This is a genomic window from Myroides odoratimimus, from assembly GCF_001485415.1.
Taxonomy (GTDB): Bacteria; Bacteroidota; Bacteroidia; order Flavobacteriales; family Flavobacteriaceae; genus Flavobacterium; species Flavobacterium odoratimimum.
Genome location: NZ_BCMQ01000024.1, coordinates 1 through 15,856 on the forward strand (window position 1 = coordinate 1; position 15,856 = coordinate 15,856).

Genomic DNA, 15,856 nt, shown 5'->3' on the forward strand with positions numbered 1-15,856 from the left:
CAATAGCGTCCTAAATAAATTTAAGGCATAAAATATCCTCCCATTTTAGTAGGTTATAGATGATATTTCGATAAAATTTAAAACAGAACCCCCTGTATCAATTTTGGAGGGGGTTTTTCTACCTCATTTATCGGATTATCTAACCATTTTTGCAGTTCAATTTTAACAAAAAGGTTTAGACGTATAAAAGCGACTAAATTAGATAAATGCCAACCAAATTGAGACTGAGCACGTAGAGCTTTCAGTATTAAAATAGTGATAAGTGCAGTCCAAATTTGTATCATTACAGCATTTTCTGAAGTTCCTATAAAAGACTTAATGTGTAGAAGTTGTTTAAGGTCTCTAAAGAATATTTCCACCATCCATCTACTTTTATAAAGCTCACTAATTGTATTAGCAGTCCAAGTAAATTGATTTGTGATAAGCTCTATAACTTGCTCATTTTCTTGATCCCATACCGCTACTCGTCTTAGTTTATTAGGATATAGTTGTTTTGAGTTACTATTAGTTAAAGTAATTATCTCATCTTTTAAAATATTTTGATGTCTATTCTCAGGTAGTTCCAACTCTTTAATTGTTTCAAATTTTAAGTTGTCTTTATGTCTAATGACAAAGAATACTTGTTTGCTGTCCCAAACGTTTAAAAGGCTAAAATCATTATAAAAACGATCGGCAACTATAACACTACCTTTAAGTAAAGGAATATCATAAGCTCCTTTATTATCAGCTGTTTTACCATTAGTAATATTGATATAAGCTGGTAGATTTCCATCAAAATCAAGTAATGTGTGCATTTTAACTGCTCCTTTATTGGTTTTGTATTTAGCCCAATCAAAGATGCTCAAGCATAGTGATATTGTGGTGGAGTCCAATAGTAAGATTTTTGACTTGATTCTAAACTTCACTTGTTTAAATTTGGGGTGCTGTCCTAAACTTTGAAGTAAAACAAAATAATACTCTTTAAAAAGTTTATGAGTTCTGTTTATGTTCTGATAACTTACTGAGGATTTAGATGGTGCTCTATCTATACCAAGGTGATTTAGGTTGCCTGTGGCTGAACGAAGTCCATTACTAATATCACGAACAGATTTGCTACGGGCAAAATGACAAAATAACATAGAGACAAGGTGACTCCAACTATTAAATCCTTTGTTGTGTTTGTCTGTCTGTTTTTCTTTTACGATTTTTTTGAATTTTGAACGATCAAGTTTTGCTATTATTTGTGAAAACAGTGTTATATTTACCATCGAGAGAGTCTTTTTTAGGTGTGCAACTCAAAGATAATTTGAGATCCGAAATTAACTCTCTTTTTTTGTGCCTTTTTTTAAATGTTTAGGACGCTATTGACTGAATACATAAAAGAGTATCGTTTTATCAAAGTAATAGGATAGGATAAAAATCAAAACTAAATCACAATTCTTTTGATTAACCTAGAGATAATTTTAAAGTTTAAAACCTTCTTTTCTCTTCTTCTATACCTGTATTTCTTATATCATCATCTACTTCTTTTCCCTTTGAGAAATTATAAGAAACGGATACAGAGAATGACCTTGAATTAAATTTATTATAATTGTAATTATATATACCGTTAAAATCATATTCAGTACTAGATCTAAGAGAATTAAATACATCATTAACTCCTGCATGTAAATTGAATGAACGAGATATAGGATAAGATATATTTAGATTTAAAGAATTAATATTCTTATTTTTAGTGTATAGTATTCTGTAAGCCGATGTATAAGAGTAATAAGCGTTTAATTCTATATCTAAAGGTAAATAAAAAGTATTGTTTATACTAAAATCAGCATATAGTGAACTAAACTTTTGAGTTGGTAGCTTGAGCTCTAAGTAAGCACCTGTCAATTTTGTATTGGTTTCCCACCAATCACTGATTTTATAAGGGAAAGAAACAAAGGTATATAGGTCATTTCTATACCCTATATTAGTAGGGCTAGTAATTAAGATTCCATTGGTATTTCGAGGAATTGTCAAAATATTGTTTTCTAAATAACGATATCTTAAATCTAATCGTAAATTATTCTTTAAACTATATCCTATTTGTAAACTGTATATATCTATGGGTTTTAAGTTCTCATTCCCCATATAGGCACTTAATGGGCTACTTTTAATATAAGTGGGATTAAATAGTGAGTAACTCGGTCTTGATACTCGTTGTGAAGCTGAAATATAAAGTTTATTATCCCATACTTTAGTAGAGTAGGAGATATTAGGCAATAGCCTTAAGTTATGATTATTTCCTTCTACAGAGCCATTTGTATAATAATTATAGTTATATTCAGCTCTTAGACCTAAAGATAGTTTAGATTTCTCTTTTATAGGCATAGAGAAAATAGAATAGACAGATAGAATGTACTCCTTTAGAAAAAAATCATTTGAAAAATCTGTATTGGTTATCCATTGTTCATTTTTTAAATCTAAAAAGTGAAAGCCATCCTTATTATCTACTAAAGAAGCTCTGGCTCCTAATGAAAATTCTTTTTTATCTTGATACTTCTTCTTCCTTGAAATATTAAAAGCATATATGTCATTATTGGATCTAGAGTTTTGTTGATTTTCTTCTTTTATCAGATTATAATCATTTTGAAAAGAATTCAATTGATAAAAAGGGTTAGTATAATATTTTTTAGCAATATCAATACTTGTATTGAATTTAGAACCTAAACTATCTAAAACATTAGTAAATGATAATGAGAAAGAATGCATCTTATTTATTTGATTAAAATAGGCTTTGGACAGGACTAGAGAGTCAGACTCTATAAGATGTCCAGTAATTTGAGAAGATACTTCACGTTGGTGGTCATGGTCTTGGTCATCTTCAAAGAGATAGAGAAAGCTTATACTGCTATTATCGTTGAAGTCATAGTCAGCCCCCAATGTAACATAGTCACTTTTTCTATTTAATTTACTATTTTCTGTATTTGTATAATAAAGTTGACTATTACTTCTTATCTGAGATTCATGTCCTTTTGAACTTGTTTTGTGTCTTGAGTGATAGTAATTTCCAAATACCCTAAGTTGTTCTCTTTTATAGAATAAACTTGCATCAGTAGAATAGCCACCTTTGTCATTATATAGAAGACCTTGTCTTATATTGCCGCTCCAGCCCTCTTTTTGGATAGTCGTAATCTTGATGAGGCTTGTTTTATTGCTTTGAACGCTTCCATCTACTCGATCTATAACTTCGATATTCTCTATTGTTTTAGGATTTATTGTTTCTAAAAAAGTGGAGATTCTACTTTTATCTATTTGAATATCTTTTCCATCTAATTGTATCAGAATATTATCATCTCCCAATACTTTAAGACCATTATTCGTTGATATAGTAGGAGCGTAATTTAAAATTGATATCAAATCAGGCTGATTTTGTAATCGTGTGCCTGACACATTAAGAATAACTCCTGTATCAGTTTGTTTAACAGGTTTTCTTTGACTTGTAATAATAAGTTCATCTAACTCTAGTATTTTTTCAGAAAGGGAAATAATACCTAACGAAATATCACTAGCTACATGGATAGATACTTTATAGTCATTGTAATGAATAGGGACTAGCTCTAGGCTATATAGTCCCTCTTGAATATTTTCAATTGCAAAGTTGCCACTTTCATCAGAAAGTACACTTCTGATTATTGTATCTTGTTTCTTTAGCTTAATAGCACAATTGAAGATAACTTCATTATTGTTATCTTTTAATTGCCCTGTAATGCGATACTGTGCTTTACAGGTAAATGTAAAAAGCAGAAAAAGGATAAATAAACTATACTTCATACAAAAATAATTAATTATCAATAGTGATAGGATGCACAATATCTAAGATAACCTAAGCGCTTATAGACTTTAGATTAGAGATGAATGTTTATATCAAACAAAATATTTTATTAATTTAACAAAAATAAATTATATAATTGTTAATATCAATAACTTGGGTTTCTAGAAATTCTTTTTATAAATAGGAAAGCCCGTCCTGATAAGAGTAAGAAGTACCTCAAGAATTTCAAGTTATAGTTCAAGGTCAAATCAATTTATTTTAAAAAAATTTCATTTGAAATAGAATAACTTTATATTTGACCCAATTACTAAAAGAACAAACAATGACAAATTTATCACAAGAACAATGGTGGGAAAAAGCGCAAGCTGATTCTAATGCTATTATACTAGACGTACGTACAGAAGAAGAAGTAGAAGAGAAGGCTATCCCAGGTTCTATCAATATAGATATCTATAAAGGACAAGGTTTTTTAGATGAAATAGCTAATCTAGACAAAACTAAAGCTTACTATATCTATTGTAAATCAGGTGGAAGAAGTAGCCAAGCATGTCATGTAATGGAGTCTTTAGGTTTCGAAGAGACACATAACCTTTTAGGAGGTATTACAGAATGGGAAGGTCCTATTAAATAAAGTATATTAAAGCCAATTCATTAGAGTTGGCTTTTTTGCATCTATACGGTTATTTTACCTTATCTCTAATCTATTTATAGATGAATATACTTGCACTATGCTAGGGGTATTCTTGCACATTCCTTCGAGAAAGAGGTGCTCTGGGCAAGGAAACTGCAAGAAAACCGCAAGCAATCCCCTAGAATCAGCAAGCGAGACGCTATATCTATGATGTACAGTATGCCTATAAAAAGATACGCTAACCTAAATTTTAAGGATATCATAAGTATTATGCGATATCATTATTAGAATAGCTTTGTATATTTGTATTCACATAGCGTACATACTGTACGAGCTATGATATATTTCAAATCTTATTATGAAAAAAATCTTTTTTATCGTTAATCCAATTTCTGGAAAAGGAAAGCACAATATTACTGCAGATTATATTAAAACATTCTTTGATGAAAAAGCATTTGATATACACGTACTATATTCTACTTATAAGAGACATGCTATCGAATTAACACAGCAGGCACTATCAGCAGGTGCAGATGTTATCGTAGCTTGTGGAGGGGATGGGACCATTCATGAAGTAGCTACACAAGTAGTGGGTAAGGATGTTGTATTTGGTGTAGTACCTGTAGGTTCAGGTAATGGATTAGCTTCTAATCTATCTATTCCTAAAGATATAGAGCAGGCGATAATACGTGTACGCGATGGAAAAGTAATGAATATGGATGTCGGTAGTATTAATGGAGAATATTTCTTTAGTAATATGGGATTCGGTATAGATGCTACTATTATAGATAACTATGAAAAATCAGGTAAGCGCAAATTAGGTGCTTATATCAAAGCAGCATTAAACTCTGCTCAACAGTATAAAGCGAAGAGAATGCTCGTTACGTATAAAGGGCAAACCAAAGAAGTAAATCCGCTACTATTATTTATCTCTAACTCTAATGAGATGGGATATAATATGTCTCTAACTCCGAAAGCAAGTCTGACAGATGGACTATTAGATTATCTAATGGTGCCAAAAATCAATTTATTAAAACAATTGACTTTTGGACTCTATGTGATCTTAAAGAAAACAGAGAAATTCAGAAAGACAGATTATGTTCAGTCTGATTATATTACAGTAGAGATCATAGGGCAAGAAAGAAATGGTTTTCAGATGGATGGAGAATATTATGAGTACGATACTAATCAGTTTGAGATCCGAGTTATTAAAGGAGGACTAAGAGTATTGTGCTAGTAGTGATTATTATTGATAAAATTAAGAAACTTTAAAGTTCTCTTTTTAGACTAAATTATATAAAAAGTGTAACTTTGTAAGATATATAAAAACAACAAATAAGATAATATATTATGAATTCATTTGACGTAGTTGTAATTGGTTCAGGACCTGGAGGATATGTAGCAGCAATTCGTTGTGCTCAATTAGGATTTAAAACTGCTATAGTAGAGAAATACTCTAACTTAGGAGGAACTTGTCTTAATGTAGGGTGTATTCCTTCTAAGGCATTGTTAGCATCATCTCATCACATGGAAGAGATTGCTCATTTTGCTGATCACGGAATAGAAATCACTGGAGAAGTAAAGTTCGATTTATCAAAAATGATCGAAAGAAAACAAGCAGTAGTTGATCAAACATCTTCAGGTGTTAAATATCTAATGGACAAGAACAAGATTACTGTTTTTGAAGGAGTTGGATCATTTGAGAACGCAACTACTATCAATGTAACTAAAGCAGACGGAAGTGTAGAAACATTCGAAGCTAAACATAGTATTATTGCTACAGGATCTAAACCATCTACTTTACCATTCATTACTTTAGATAAAGAAAGAGTAATTACTTCAACAGAAGCTTTAAAACTTCCTGAAGTACCTAAACACTTAATCGTAATCGGTGGTGGTGTAATCGGTCTTGAATTAGGTCAAGTATACATGAGATTAGGATCTAAAGTATCTGTAGTAGAGTATGCTGATAGAGTATTACCTACAATGGATAGCGCTGTATCTAAAGAATTAACTAAAGTGCTTAAAAAAGCAGGTATGAAGTTCTATACTTCTCACAAAGTACAAGGAGTAGTGCGTGAAGGAGATGTAGTAACAGTAACTGCAGAAGATAAAAAAGGAGAATTAGTGACTCTAGAAGGAGATTACACTTTAGTAGCTGTAGGTCGTCGTCCATATACTGATGGATTAAACGCTGACAAAGCTGGAGTTAAATTAACAGAAAGAGGACAAGTAGAGGTAAATGATCATTTACAAACTTCTGCTTCTAATATCTACGCTATCGGTGACGTAGTACGTGGTGCTATGTTAGCTCATAAAGCTGAAGAAGAAGGAGTAATGGTAGCTGAGTTCTTAGCAGGACAAAGACCTCATATTGACTATAACTTAATCCCTGGTGTAGTTTACACTTGGCCAGAAGTTGCAGCTGTTGGAAAAACAGAAGAGCAATTAAAAGCTGAAGGAATTGAGTACAAAGCTGGTAGCTTCCCATTCAAAGCTTTAGGACGTGCAAGAGCAAGTGCTGAAACAGATGGATTAGTTAAAATATTAGCTGATAAAAATACTGACGAAGTATTAGGAATACACATGGTAGGAGCTCGTGCTGCAGACTTAATCGCTGAAGCAGTAGTAGCTATGGAGTACAGAGCATCTGCAGAGGATATCTCTAGAATGTCTCACGCTCACCCTACTTTCGCAGAAGCTATTAAAGAAGCTGCGTTAGCTGCAACTGATAACAGAGCATTACACGTATAATCTGATTATACTGAAATACATAGAAAAGCCTAGATATATTCTAGGCTTTTTCTGTTTTAATAATCAACTAACGAGATCCTATGTAAAGGTAATTTAGAAGCTGATTTTCAAGCAGGATATTTAAGAATAGAAGATAAGCTATCTAATGTTTCTGAAGGGAGTCTAAATAAAGGAAAAAGCTATTTGTATTTCCATATTAAATAATAGTATAAGCGGTATTACGTTCGTTTAATACCCCTTTATTATTATCTGTAATACTAACATTATATTGGCTTTTAGATTTATTTTTTATTAGTAGATTTGTTTCAAATATATTAACCTCAGCTTCTACTTCTTTAGTACTTTTTCTACCTAATTGCATATCTCTAAGCTTAGTATAGTCAGAACTAAAAGGAGCTATATTGTTCTCTACATGTAGAGATTTACTTACTTGAGATACTCTAACCTTAGTATTAAACTTATCATATTCTTCTAAAGTATATACTAACATTTCCCTACCGTTAGTGTTTTCATCACTTTGGAAATGATCTGTAAGATATCCTAAATAACTCTTCTTATTTCCTTTATTATAGAAATTTATAACTAGTGCAGGTTTACCATTAAATGTAGTAATCTTGTTTTTAAACTCAGGATCTGTAATATCAAATCTAACATTATTACCTGTTTTAAACTTATCCTTATCTTTATATAATTCAAATGTAGCTAGTCCTCTAGTTGTGTAAGTAGGTTCATGTACAAATGCAGTACGTTTGTTGTCAGTAAACATATTAGCATATAAAGGTTTAACAAATCTATAGTTCTTAGGATTACGCATAGCTATATACTTTACTACATTACTTATACTAATAGACTCAGTTACACCATTTATAGTAAAAGGAGTATTATAGTCACCATTAGACAAAGCTTGTCTTACAGCTTCTAGTTTATTACCTAACCCCATTATAACTGAAGTAGAGTTAGGTATAGCTTTATATATACTATCTTTAGTAGGTCGTAATCCATTATCTAACAAAGAATACATTAAAATATCCTGCGTTATATATGGATTAATTTCCTCTAACAAACCTAACTCTGCTTTATAGGTATTAATAGATGTATCGTTTATGTTCATAGTTCCTAAAGTAATCTTACTATTTGCATCATCTAGTAATATATTTCTAAAGAAAGAACCATTAGCCCTATTCTTATAATGTGTTTTGTATTTCTTTATGTTTTTATATAAAGACTCTTTAAGAACAGCTAGATTGTCGTTATTTCTAACCATACCTATACCCATCCCTCTATATTTAAAAGGATCTAATACTTTAGATACGATATAAGAATATACAGCGTTATTTAGTTCTGCTATTCTATCTTCTTTTGTAGTAAGTGTTTCACCTAATACAGCAGATAAATCATTTATAAGGTTAATGTACCCTTTAGCTCCTTCTAATGTAAAATCTCCTAATATCTTTCTACCTAAGTTTTGAGCGTTAAATGTACTACCTAATACAGTAAATCTATCTAAGTTTTTATCTTGAAAATCATCCAGCATTTGGTATTTTTCAGATTGAGACACATCAGAGAACCCTACTAATTTATCTACTGTACCATGGAAAGCATCTTCAGCTTGAACCACTTTAAGTATGTTTCTTTTAGCCACCATTTTACCATAACTAGATCCTGTTCCTTCAGAATCAGGTTTACCTAATTTAATAGCATTACTCATTGCTTTACCTATAGGGGTAACAATACCCCACAGACCTCTTAAAGCGTCTCCCATGGTATAGTTTTCAGCTAGAACTCTATCTTCTTTTAACACACTTTCAGATGTAAATAAATCATGGAATGTTTTATTTTTTTCATTTAAGTATGCTAGTAGTCTATTCGCTTCATCTAATAGTAAGTCGGCTTTACTATCATTAACTTTTAGATTAGCTATTATAGACTTGTTATTTGTATTGTCATATGTTATCTTTTGTACGGCATCAGACGTTAATATAGAGAATACCTGTAATGGGCTTAATCCAACTCTAGTCATAAACATTGCCGCAGGAGCAGTATAAGTATTAAAGTTACCTTCAATAATATAGTTATCTTTAGCAGCATCTACAGCAGCATTCATTAACCAAGAAACAAGCATAGTTTGGTTAATATCACTAAGTTTCATATCCTTAGTTCCAATCTTAACAGTCTTATCAAATAAACCTTCTAATACTCTAGATTTATCATACTCATTTGTAAAATTTAAGAAAGAGTATTTCATCTTCTGCTTAAACAATTGAGTATAAGGAACATCGCTCATATGATTAGCCATTACAGCAACTAGATTCTTAGCCTTATCCATATCATCCTTTACTTTATGTCTAGTAATAGGAGAGAACTGTTGTAATACTCTAAGTCTAATGGACTTATCATAGCTTTCTCTTACTTTAGTTAACTCTTCTTCATTAAGTTTATTAGGTAATTTACCTGTTTCTTTATATGCGAATCTATCAAATAATGTTTTCTTAATAACACTATTTTTATAGTAATCTTCACCTAGTACAGAGTTAGAGTCTAAAGGTGTAATAAGATCAGGATATGTAGTAGCACTCTCTAATATAGAAAGATACAATTGTATAAAATCATTTTGATTACCTTTTGTATTATCACCACTAGCCATATCTATACTAGTAGTAACTTCTTCTCTAGCTAATGAGTCTAAAACTTCACTTACTCTAGTATTTCTACTTTCTATTTGTTCTATATTAAATCTAACTTTAGCTAAATAGGCATTCTCTATGTCTTCTGTTACTTCAAAAGCATCGTAATTATTACCATTACTATCTTCTAATGACTTAGAAGTATTCTCAATAGCTTCCTGTATTTCATCTAAGTTTAACATTATATCATAGAAAGGTCTATCTGATATAACTTTGCTTTTACTATTAACTATACCTTTACTTAAGAATAGATTATATAATTCAGGTATATCTGCTAATTGTGATAATATAGAAGAACCTGTAAAATTAGTATACTGCATAAATTCAGCAATACTCTTATTTTCTATACCTTCTTTCTTTAATAAATCTATTTGTTCTTTAGACTCTCCTGTTAATACATTCTTTCTATTTATCTTATAAGAAGGAAACATCAGATAAAGCTTATCAATCTCAAAGTTAGAACCTGTTTTATTAGTAATATCATGGTAAACTATAGCAGAGTCACTATGATAAGGTGGTAATATACCAACTATCTCAATACTATCGTTAGAAGATATAGCTTGGTTAGGAATACGATATGCTAATATATTACGGAATATCTCTTTATCGACTTTACCATTAGCCATTAGTAACTTAAATTGTTCCCAACTGATACCTATATTTAAATCTTTAAAAGGCATAAGTACTTTAGCCTTAGATATCCTCATTTTACCACTTTCAGGGTCAAGTGAAGGTATACCTTCCTCATTGAAATAAACAGTAGAATTTGGCTCTATTTCAGTCTCAAACGTTGATTGTAATACGTTTCTATCCGATTCAGAAAGCATACTAAATTTAACAGGAATAGGTGGAGCTAATTCTAAACTATCACCAACTTGTAATATCTCAGTCTTATCAATATCAGTAACACTACTAAGACCTATATCAGCTACCTGAACTACAGAACCTTTATTAGTATTTACTTGAGCAACTTGCTTATCGATTTTCTTAGTTATTATAGGTAATATCCATTGTGTACTACTAATCATTGTAGCGATAGGTACATTAGGATCTCTTAATAACTTAATATTATCCATGTCTTTAACAGGATCTAATTGTGTTATAACTAAGTTACGTATTTTAGCATCGTTAAGTCTATCAGAATATACACCGTATTTATCAGTATACATATCTCTTTTAAACTTATCAATTTGTTTATTGATAATAGTATTACCCATACTAGTTACCTTATCGAACATTTCCTTTGCAGTATAGTTCTTTCCTTTATAGGTATAGTTCTTCTCCTCAGAGGAAATATCTAAGTTAGCTAATATGTTTTTCATAGCTTGTTTAGGAGCATCACCCTCATACGCACCTTTATTTGGTGTGTCTTGTTGTCTACCTATGAAATCATTAGGTATGATGAAAGGATTTAATCTAAACTTGCCAGGAGAATAAGAGAAAGGATCCTCGTTGTAATCCATGATATCCTCATATTCATTAAACTGATTTACAGAAACTAAGTTAGTAGGCGTAACTGAATTAGTCTTAACAGCTGATTCAAACGATACTAGCTCAACTCCTTGTCCTTCCATAGCTTTTAATATCTCATTACCTCTAGTACCTGACATAAGAGCAGGGAATAAGAAGTAGAAAGATGTTTTAAGCATCAAAGGTGTATTATTAAAGAAAGCATCATCTCCCTCTTTATAGTTATACTTACTATCTAATAAACCATAACCAAATGGTTTTTCAGTACCTGCAAGGAAGTTACCTGTTACCTTTAACCATTCCTTTACTTCCTTATCTATTTTATAGTTAGGATCCATAAGCTTATTATACATAGCTTCATCGTGAGATGTCCAACCATTTTTTATAGAAGTAATCCATTTTTTATAGAAAGCAGGTGAAGCAAATGTTTGGGCATCCGCTATATTAGAAATATAACTAGATAACTTAGTTGCTTTCTTAATATCATTTATGTACTTAGATTGTACTTCAACATCCTTAACTATAGCTAAAGTTGTGAAAGCATTTCTATTAACACTAGTAACAGTTCCATTATAAGATACAACATCTCGTATATCAGGTTCACTGCTGAAGTTATTAACCATACGGTCTAACTCTTTCATTGGTGAAGGAGAACGTTTACCGTAATCCACAGTATCTAATATAATAGAACTGTAATCTACAGTACCGTCTTCTTTTATTTTAACTTTCGGTTGTTTGTATTTATCAAAACCACCATTAAACATATCAGTAAACTCTGTGTTATATATAATAGTATTGAATATATAATTCTTCCAACCTTTCTCTACCATGGTAAGTCTATCTAACCCTTCAGTCTTATCTATACCACGCATTGTATCTAACGCTATCTCTCCTAGACGGAACTCATTCCCTTTAGTATCATTAGCTACAACTATATCCTTTATTTTACCATACTCAGAGTCAACTACATTAAGTATTTCACTTTTAATAAGTTCATGTAAATCTAAGAATAACTCATTCTCATTTATAACGTCAGTATTAGATACAGCACTAGTATCCGTTTCCAATACAGGTAACAGAGAATGTAAAGATTGACTCATTTGTGGATATTTAATACTTGCAGTAGCTTTTAGTCTAATATCTTTATAAAGCATATAAGGTTCGCTGTCTACTAGTTCTTTATTATCTAGTGAACTAAAGAACTCTTGAGTACTTTCTCTTAATATATCGTTTAAATGCCCCCCTCTGTGGTATGTACCGCCTAAGAAGTCTTTATAGTCTAACTTTACTTTAGGATCATCTAAGTTCTTATTAGTTGCATAGTGATATCCTCTATCTAGATTACGCAAATGATAGTCTTGACGTAAGACATTTCTCTTATCTTCTATTGGCATTTCAATAGGAAGAATAAGGTTAGCTTCTACAAGTTTACTGTCAATTTCTTCTGCAGATAGATTATCTATATTAACATAGTCTTCTATAAGAACTTCAGCTCTACGTATTCTCTCTAATACTTGAGATAATTTCTTTTTAGAATAAGCCTTCATAAGTACTTCATTAGTCTGAATAGTACCATCTGCATCTATTCTAAAGTAATTATTGGTTTTTAATAAAGTACCATTATTACCTCTATCTATACCTGTAAATACAATAGACATATTACCATCTGCAGCGATAGGTAAATGATATATATCTGTATTTTTAGGGTTAGCATCATCATCTTTACTACTATAGTAACTATTTTCACTATTTGTAAACCTAAGATAATTTACTACTAATTTATCTAGAACAGAACTATCGGTAGTAGACACTACTTGTTCATCTTCTTCCTTCATAGCAGTATCATCAAGCATAGTTATCTCTCTAGCCCTAATAGCTTTTGCTTTATTAATTCTACCTTCAGAGAATAAACTACCTGAGTCTCCTTCGTCTAATGCGTTAAAGTACTCATAAAGAGCATTATGCGTACCTTTGAATCCCTTAAGAATACCTTCTGACGTACCTTCTTTTATATCACCTAATACTAAATTTAAGAAGCTAGTACCGCTATAACCATATAAGTTTTTATTACCTAATACAAATGTATTATGCTGTTCTTTCCTTCTTGAGTCATTAAGGACATTAACTATAGTACCGAATAAGTTATTATTAGTATTCTTCTTAGTAAGATACTCAGCTAATAACTTTTTAGTCTCAGGATCTGAACTTGTCATATAATCATCTAATAACTTAGATATCTTAACATTAGCTTGATAAGAAGAACCATCATAACCTATAGCTTTACTAGGAAGTACTGTTAGTGATTCATTAACTATAAGTTCTAATTCATAATCAGTTAATCCTAGGCCTAATACGTTGTCTAATGACTTCTTAATAGTAGCTATATCTATTCTTTCTGCACTTTTACTAGAATGGTATTTTATAATATGAGAAGCAGCAACATCTAGCTTACTCATATCAAATAACTTCCTACCTCTTTTATCCTCTATAAGAGAACTAGCAGGTAAAGAAGATACTATACTACTTAACATTTCAGATCTTAAGTCACTAAGAGTATCGAAATTACTCATAGTAAGTCTTATCTTAGATTTACTGTAATCTTTAAATGAGTCACTTGTATTTGTTTCAGGATGTACTACATCTACTATAGATACACTGTAGTTTTTAGTGTTAAGTGAGAAAGAGCTTACAAATTCTTTTTTAAAGTCTTCAAATAATTCCATACTAGAGTCATCTTCCTCAGCTTTATTTCTCATATCATCTATTTTAGATAATACTTCACCTATTGTATAGTCATTATTTTCCTGATTATAGTTATATAACTTGTCTACCATAACTTCAAAGAAATCTGTAACTTCTACAGATGACATTGCCGATAGAGGAATATTGACAGTTGTCGTCACCCTATGTGAGTTAGCTAATATATTAAGTACTTTAGACTCTATATTTCTAGGATTTTCATATAAGTATATCTCAGGTATAGCTTCATTATAAACATAAGCATCACCTTCTATTACAGGTATACCTATGAATAGTCTTTGTACTAAAGGGTTTATACCATAAAGAGGATTAACATAATCCATTCTCTTATCGTATTGTTCACCTATTGTAATTTCATTTGTAATTTTATCGTCTTCCTCTGACTCTATTAAGTTATTATCTTCATCTGTAGTTTGCTCTACTTCAGGGTTCATTTCGAATTTATAGTCTTTTAAAATAGTACCTAATCTAGACTCTAGTAGTTCCCAAGCATCTTCATTAGTTTCTAACAAGTCAGCTATACTAACAAGTTGGTCTAACTCTATGTACTCCTCATTCTCTTCTAATGCTTCCTCTACTAATTCAGCTAGCTCAGAACCATTAGTTTTTAAACTAGGATTTTCAGCTAATAAGTCTTCTTTAACTTGTTTCTCTATAGCACTTACTTTGTCTCTAGTACCTTCTACAAGTACGCGTTTAACTTCATCCCTGAAATAATCTTTAACAGGCATGTTTACATTAGATAAGAAGTAATTAGATAACACAAAGTTAATTACACTATCGCTAAATTGAGGTTTCATAAGAGAAGTAACACTAGGATCTAAGAAAGATTTTTTACCATTAAGATTTAAATAGAAAGAACCTAAGTTAGAATCATATAATTTAGGTAAGTTATAATGATCTAATATTACTATATCTTTAGTTCTTTCTACCTCTCTTACTGCTTCTACACCTTCTCTAGTTCTAAAGTCAATTCCAAATGTAAGAGTAAGTATATCATTATCACCTAGCTCTGCTTTAAATTTATTAGCTGTAGTTTCTCCTACAGAATTAGCTAAATCCTTAAGAGCTTCTTCTAAATAAGTAGAAGGTTTATCTACTAAATACTTAGCGAAGTTATTTATATCAGCATCTGTCATTATAGCAGTATCGTCCTCTTGGGTTTTTCTAAACTCAATATACATTCTAGTAAGTTCTACTAATCTGTTACTATAGTTCTCCCCAGTGGCCTTACTGATTCTATCTAAATAAGGTTTATGCTGAAAAGGAGAGAGTAGATCCTGTAGCTCTACTCCCTTTTCTTTATGATAAATGGCTTTCTCTAAAGGTGGAAAGCTGTCTGTTCTATACTTAAGCATATAAAGGTCTGCAATAGCTTCTACTGTTTTCTCTGATAAAGAAGAGAACTCTGCAGCAGCCTTTATAAACTCTGTATGGTTTTTATTAATACAACCCATAATTTATTAACATTCGTAATTGTTAGACATAAGTTTTAATAACATAACCTTACTACTATTAAACATTTCTTTATCTTTTTTAATTTTATCAAAATTTTCAGCTCTATAACAATAAAAATCATCAACTTCCAAGCCTTTCAACTAGATACAGTTGTGTCAAATCTATTGAATAAAAAACGAAAGCTTTCTAACCAAACATTCGTTCTTTCAATAGCATAACTTTCTTTCTATAGTTGTTCATCCAAGTAGCTTTCTTCATTAGCTTGACCATTTCGCTTATTAGAACTGACGTTAGCTATTATTTCTTTAT

General features: G+C 30.9%; 6 protein-coding genes. 3 read left to right on the top strand and 3 right to left on the bottom strand.

All coding sequences use genetic code 11. From position 1 onward, the window contains the following. Positions 1 to 77: 77 nt before the first annotated feature. Positions 78 to 1,247, bottom strand: a complete 1,170-nt coding sequence (locus MODO_RS15620; protein ID WP_006258819.1) for an IS4 family transposase — start codon at positions 1,245 to 1,247, stop codon at positions 78 to 80. 202 nt (positions 1,248 to 1,449) lie between these two features. After that, positions 1,450 to 3,789, bottom strand: coding sequence for an outer membrane beta-barrel family protein (locus MODO_RS15625; RefSeq protein WP_059051352.1), 2,340 nt, complete (start codon positions 3,787 to 3,789; stop codon positions 1,450 to 1,452). A 323-nt stretch (positions 3,790 to 4,112) separates the two neighbouring features. Between MODO_RS15625 and MODO_RS15630 the strand changes: the two genes are divergently transcribed. From MODO_RS15630 to lpdA, 3 genes are all read left to right on the top strand, one after another. Continuing rightward, entirely contained in the window at positions 4,113 to 4,421 is a 309-nt protein-coding gene (locus tag MODO_RS15630; RefSeq protein ID WP_006261228.1) for a rhodanese-like domain-containing protein, read from the top strand. A gap of 358 nt (positions 4,422 to 4,779) precedes the next feature. Next, positions 4,780 to 5,658 carry a diacylglycerol/lipid kinase family protein gene (locus MODO_RS15635; protein WP_059051354.1) on the top strand — a complete coding sequence of 293 codons (879 nt, stop codon included), beginning with the start codon at positions 4,780 to 4,782 and terminating at the stop codon, positions 5,656 to 5,658. Positions 5,659 to 5,771: 113 nt separating this feature from the next. Beyond that, positions 5,772 to 7,175 carry a dihydrolipoyl dehydrogenase gene (gene lpdA / locus MODO_RS15640; RefSeq protein ID WP_006258839.1) on the top strand — a complete coding sequence of 468 codons (1,404 nt, stop codon included), beginning with the start codon at positions 5,772 to 5,774 and terminating at the stop codon, positions 7,173 to 7,175. Between the two features lie 196 nt (positions 7,176 to 7,371). Here lpdA and MODO_RS15645 read toward each other — a convergent pair whose 3' ends face one another. Beyond that, entirely contained in the window at positions 7,372 to 15,546 is an 8,175-nt protein-coding gene (locus MODO_RS15645) for a hypothetical protein (RefSeq protein WP_059051358.1), read from the bottom strand. Positions 15,547 to 15,856 lie beyond the last annotated feature (310 nt).